Source organism: Archangium sp., from assembly GCF_036388035.1.
Lineage (GTDB): Bacteria > Myxococcota > Myxococcia > Myxococcales > Myxococcaceae > Archangium.
The window spans coordinates 1-4,557 of sequence record NZ_DASVSO010000106.1 but is presented as its reverse complement, the minus strand read 5'-3'; the positions used below and the strand labels follow the sequence as shown (position 1 = coordinate 4,557).

At 67.0% G+C, this 4,557-nt stretch carries 6 protein-coding genes and 1 other RNA gene; 4 read left to right on the top strand and 3 right to left on the bottom strand.

The window, feature by feature from the left end:
* The first annotated feature begins 215 nt into the window (after nucleotides 1–215).
* The 3 genes from VF697_RS04705 (at nucleotide 216) to VF697_RS04695 (ending at nucleotide 2,171) form a co-directional block, all read left to right on the top strand.
* Nucleotides 216–869 carry a hypothetical protein gene (locus VF697_RS04705; RefSeq protein WP_331092273.1) on the top strand — a complete coding sequence of 218 codons (654 nt, stop codon included), beginning with the start codon at nucleotides 216–218 and terminating at the stop codon, nucleotides 867–869.
* Between the two features lie 3 nt (nucleotides 870–872).
* Nucleotides 873–1,496 (top strand): ankyrin repeat domain-containing protein, encoded by a 624-nt coding sequence (locus VF697_RS04700; protein WP_331092272.1) that lies wholly within the window; start codon nucleotides 873–875, stop codon nucleotides 1,494–1,496.
* A 117-nt stretch (nucleotides 1,497–1,613) separates the two neighbouring features.
* Complete coding sequence (locus VF697_RS04695; RefSeq protein WP_331092271.1) at nucleotides 1,614–2,171, top strand: hypothetical protein; 558 nt, start codon at nucleotides 1,614–1,616, stop codon at nucleotides 2,169–2,171.
* A gap of 16 nt (nucleotides 2,172–2,187) precedes the next feature.
* On the opposite strand, the gene rnpB is transcribed toward VF697_RS04695, so the two are convergent.
* The 3 genes from rnpB to VF697_RS04680 form a co-directional block, all read right to left on the bottom strand.
* Nucleotides 2,188–2,579: RNase P RNA component class A (gene rnpB, locus VF697_RS04690), an RNA gene on the bottom strand.
* Between the two features lie 60 nt (nucleotides 2,580–2,639).
* Entirely contained in the window at nucleotides 2,640–3,263 is a 624-nt protein-coding gene (locus tag VF697_RS04685) for a ribonuclease HI family protein (RefSeq protein WP_331092270.1), read from the bottom strand.
* A gap of 13 nt (nucleotides 3,264–3,276) precedes the next feature.
* A complete protein-coding gene (locus VF697_RS04680; protein ID WP_331092269.1) occupies nucleotides 3,277–4,002 on the bottom strand; it encodes a zinc ribbon domain-containing protein in 726 nt (241 codons plus the stop codon).
* A gap of 268 nt (nucleotides 4,003–4,270) precedes the next feature.
* Between VF697_RS04680 and VF697_RS04675 the strand changes: the two genes are divergently transcribed.
* Entirely contained in the window at nucleotides 4,271–4,438 is a 168-nt protein-coding gene (locus tag VF697_RS04675) for a hypothetical protein (RefSeq protein WP_331092268.1), read from the top strand.
* Nucleotides 4,439–4,557: the final 119 nt, after the last annotated feature.

The window sequence follows — 4,557 nt, the reverse complement described above, 5'->3', positions numbered from 1 at the left end:
CGACGGACATGAGCCATCATCTGGGTGGCCTCGTGGTCCTGGTTCTTCTCTCCGGATGCGCGACGACAACGCTCCCGGACGACTACGCCGTCAGCAATGGGCAGGTGGCCAGACCTGATCCACGGCCCGCGGCTCCTCCTTCTTCCAGCGGGCCAGCGGTTCAGTCACCCTCTCGGCTTCGGCCACCAGCGACTCTCGAGCGGCCACCCACTTCCGTGGAACCCGTGAAGCCGGGCCCTGGCGTCCGCGTCCCCGCGGGTGCCGCCGCTCGCCTGCTGAACATTCCAGCGGCGGTCGCGGCCATCCTCTTGTGGCCGAGTGACCTGGGTGCTGACACCTTCCCCGGGGACTGGAAGAACACGGTCGACCCAGTGACCCTCCTGCCTTGGAGCAGCGCGGAAGAATATGACCGATTCTGGCAGCTACCGCAGTGGGAGCGCGAGAGGCTCATCCAAGAGAGCTGGGATGCCATGGCGAACTCGACTGCATCCGCATCAGATCCAAGGTCACAGGCGCCCTCACGCATGGCTTCGCGGCGCAATCCGAATCAGACATGTGATGACACGGTGCTCGACTTCCTCCAGGCCGAGAAAGCTCGGATATGCAGCGCCATACCGGGCGATAGCTGCAGCCGCAAGAAGACCAACCCCAAGCGACTCGCCAAGGTGCCATGTTCCGAAGTCCAGTTGCGTATCCAGGCATTTCGGAACTGCATTGGCATTCGTCAACTCATTCAGGACGAGTGTTTTGGTGGAGTGCCCGATACCCGGCATGAAAAGGTCTTGAGCGATCATAAGGATGGGCTCGCGCATTGTCTGGCACTGGAAGCAGAAAACTGCGCTCCTGGTCACCCCATGGCGGACCTTTGAGTCATGTCGACAGAACTCTTCGAAGCCATCGAGACTCATGACTTGGATCGCCTGGCCACCTCATTAAGGGGCGGTGCGGATCCGAATGCCGTCAAGGCCGCAGGGCCAAAGTGGCTCGCGCTACATGCCGCCGTCAATGAACTCGAGGACGGAGGGTCCATCGAAACGCTGATTCTTCTTCTCAGGCATGGTGCCCACGTCGATGGATTGGACTCGGACCGCGATGCGACTCCATTGCTCATGGCCCTCTTTCGCAAGCAACCGGAGGCGGCACGGATACTCCTCGCCGCAGGTGCGGACCCAAATTTCAGAGGCAGTGAGGGGGATTCACCCCTCCGGGTGTGCGTGGAGCTGGGGGAGCACGAACTGGCGGCCATGCTCTTGCGCTGCGGTGCTACCCAAACCATCGATGATTTCGGCGGGCTGAGTGGGATGACGGCACTTGGGCGGGCGGCCAGCCAGCTCGACATCCCCATGCTCGAGCTTCTGCTCAGGGCTGGTGCGGATCCATTGGTGCTCGATGCTGACCGGCAGACCGCGAGGGAACATCTCCCGCCTCGAGAGCCCGGTAACCATGAGGCGTGGGACGCCGCGGCGGCTCTGCTCCCGGAGCGCCCGCGGGGTTGAAGTGCCTGCCACTCGCTCCCTCCGACGCGGACCTTCCAGGCGTTTTTCGGACCGGAACCGAGTGAGGCCACGCGCCGGTGGATGCCGTGCCGGGAAGCCGGTAGAAACAGGCTCGCCATGCGCCGTCCCTTGCTCCTCGCCCTCCTCGTCCCCGCCTCCCTGCTCTCCGCCTGCATCGTCGAGGCGCCCGGAGGCTCCAGCCCCAACGAGCGGCGCCAGGCCGTGGTGACGCAGGTGCCACAGCTCTCGGTGCGCAACGGCGCCAACTTCGAGGACAAGGTGGAACTGGTGGGCGCCACCGTGCAGCCGGGCCGCATCGCTCCCGGCGAGGCCGCCCGCGTCACCGCCTTCTTCAAGGTGCTCAAGCCCCTCGAGGACGACTACATGATTTTCGTCCATGTGGAGGACGCCGAGGGCCGCATGGAGCGCCTCAACGCCGACCACAAGCCGGCCGGCGGCCTCTACCCCACCAGCCAGTGGAAGGTCGGCGAGACGGTGAAGGACGAGTTCACCCTCATGCTCCCGCCCGGGGCTCCCGCTCGCGCGCTCAACCTGTGGATGGGCTTCTGGCACCCCCAGACCGATGCGCGCCTGCAGCTCAAGAACCCGGAGGCCGTGCGCAACGACGGGCGCAGCCGCATCCTGCTCGTGCAGGTGCCGGTGGAGCAGCAGTAGGCCCAGGGAAGAAAAAAACCGGAGTGGCCCTGTAAGCCGAGTCCTGTCCCCACCCCTTTCGAGGTGGGCGGTGAACATTCATCTAGGGCCCTGGTTGCCCAGGGGCCTCATCAGCGAGCAACCCGAGCGCATGGGGCGGGCAACCCCTGTCCCCTCGCGAGGACGCGCTCCTATTGGCTCTTGCTCCAGGTGGGGTTTGCCGTGCCGCCCGAGTCACCTCGGGCGCGGTGCGCTCTTACCGCACCGTTTCACCCTTACCGGCCCCTCGCGGAACCGGCGGTTTGTTTTCTGTGGCACTTTCCTGCGAGTCGCCTCGACTGGCCGTTAGCCAGCACCCTGCCCTGTGGAGCTCGGACTTTCCTCCCGTCACCCATTCCAGCAGTGACCAGCGTTCACCCGGACCACTCCGGCCCATGCCTCATACAACAGAGACGGGCCCGAGGTCACTCCGGACGAGGGGCAGGGGGTTCACATCCGCTCGTCGATGGCGCGGTTGCTCATCTCGTCGGCCGCCTTGTTCTTCTCGCGTGGCACGTGGGTGAGCTTCACCCGGGGGAAGGCCTTCAACAGCCCGCTCGCCTCCTCGTAGAGGGGACGGAGGGTGGGGCTCTTCACCTGGTAGCGGCCCTGGAGCTGGCGGATGAGCAGCTCGCTGTCGGCGAGCACCTCGAGTTCCTTCACCACGCCCAGGTCCCTGGCGTGCTTCAGGCCCAGCAGCAGGCCCATGTACTCGGCGTAGTTGTTCGTCTGGACGCCGAGGAACTTGCCGAGCCGGGCCACCACCCGTCCCTCGGTGTCCATCAGCACCGCGCCCGCGCCGGCCGGGCCGGGGTTGCCACGGGCGGCCCCATCCGAGAAGAGTCGCAGCTTCGTGGGTGACTCGGCTGGAGCGACGGGCGCCGCGTCGGGCTTCGGAGCGGGCGGGGAGACGCGCGCGGGCTCGGACGGAAGGGCGGCGAGCCGCTCGGCGGCCACCTCCAGCAACCGTCCCACTTCCTCCCGGGTGAGTCCCGGGAAGGCCCGCACCGTCGCGGAGAGCGGCTCCTCGCGCGCGAGATGGCGGAGGATGTCGACGACGGTCGGTGCGGCCATCTTCCGGCGCGGCCTACTTCGCCGCCGGCGTCTCGAGCGCCTCGACGGCGTAGATGATGCGGTGGCAGGAGGGGCACACGTCCGTGCCCAGCGACACGCGCAGGTTGTTGTAGAGCTGCGGGGGCACGTTCATGTTGCAGCCCTGGCAGGTTCCGGCCACCACGCCCACCATCGCCGGCAGCTTCTTCTTGCGCACCGTCTCGTAGCGGCGCAGCAGGTTGGCGTCCACCGCCGCGGCCACCGAGCTCCGCTTGCCCTCGAGCGCCTTCACCTGGCCCTCGGCCTGGCTCAGCTTGCCCTTCAGCTCGGTCATCCGTCCGGAGAGCTGCTCCTGGCGCGAGGCGAACTCCGCCTCCTTGCCCTTCACCGCCTCACGCGCGGCGGCGAGCGTCTTGACCAGCTCCACCAGCTCGTCGGCCATCGTCTGGTTGGCCTTCTTGGCGATGTCGATCTCGCGGGCCAGGGCGGAGTACTCGCGGGTGGAGCGCTGCTCGGCGAGCCGCGCCTCCCACTTCTTCACCTTGTCCTTCTCGTCCGCGATGTTCTGCTCGAGCGTGCTCTTCTGCTTCTCGATGTCCGCGACCCGGTTGCGTTCGGCCTCGATGGCGCTGCGCGCCGCACCCAGCTCGCGCTCCAGATCAGCCAGCTGCCGGGGATGCACGTCCGCGGCCTTCCGGAGCGAGGCGACCTCGAGGTCCACCTTCTGCAGCTCCGCCAGCGCCTTCAGTTTCTCCCGCAAATTCGCTGCCTCCAAATGGGGGGCCCTGGGGCCCGCGCCCTTACTATCAACAAGGGTTTACGGGGTCCAACGCCCAAATGTCACCGCCGTCATCCCTCGACCCGCGGCCGGCCGGGCGGACCCGGAATCCGCTTCACGCTTCCGTTAGCCGGGCGGGGGTGCGCCGGACTCCTCGCCTCCCTACCTCGAAGAGGGCCAGGGCGAAAAGTTTCCGTCCGGACGTAACTGCTGCTACATGTCTGGGGCAATGCGAAGCGGGGGACGACCCATGCAGCCAAAGAAGCGACCGAGCCCGAGACGACTCACGACGGGCCCCGTGATGGTGGACAAGGGCCAGGGCCCGCGCCGTCCGGTGGGCATGCAGGCCATGGGTCCCGCTCTCTACGCGCAGATCCGCCTCGCCGTCCTCCAGTTGGGTGGAGCGACGCGCAACTGAGACGGGACGGGGGGCCACCGCCGGTGAGCGGAGCCCCCCTGGTATCGCGGGCTTAGATCTCCTCGTCCTCCTCGGCGGGGACCTCGGCCTCCTCGTCGTCGAACTCGGCGAGCTCCTCC

Coding starts and splice junctions, on each gene's coding strand:
- VF697_RS04695 (WP_331092271.1), top strand. CDS start 1,614: ATGCGCCGTCCCTTGCTCCTCGCCCTCCTCGTCCCCGCCTCCCTGCTC.
- VF697_RS04700 (WP_331092272.1), top strand. CDS start 873: ATGTCGACAGAACTCTTCGAAGCCATCGAGACTCATGACTTGGATCGC.
- VF697_RS04675 (WP_331092268.1), top strand. CDS start 4,271: ATGCAGCCAAAGAAGCGACCGAGCCCGAGACGACTCACGACGGGCCCC.
- VF697_RS04685 (WP_331092270.1), bottom strand. CDS start 3,263: ATGGCCGCACCGACCGTCGTCGACATCCTCCGCCATCTCGCGCGCGAG.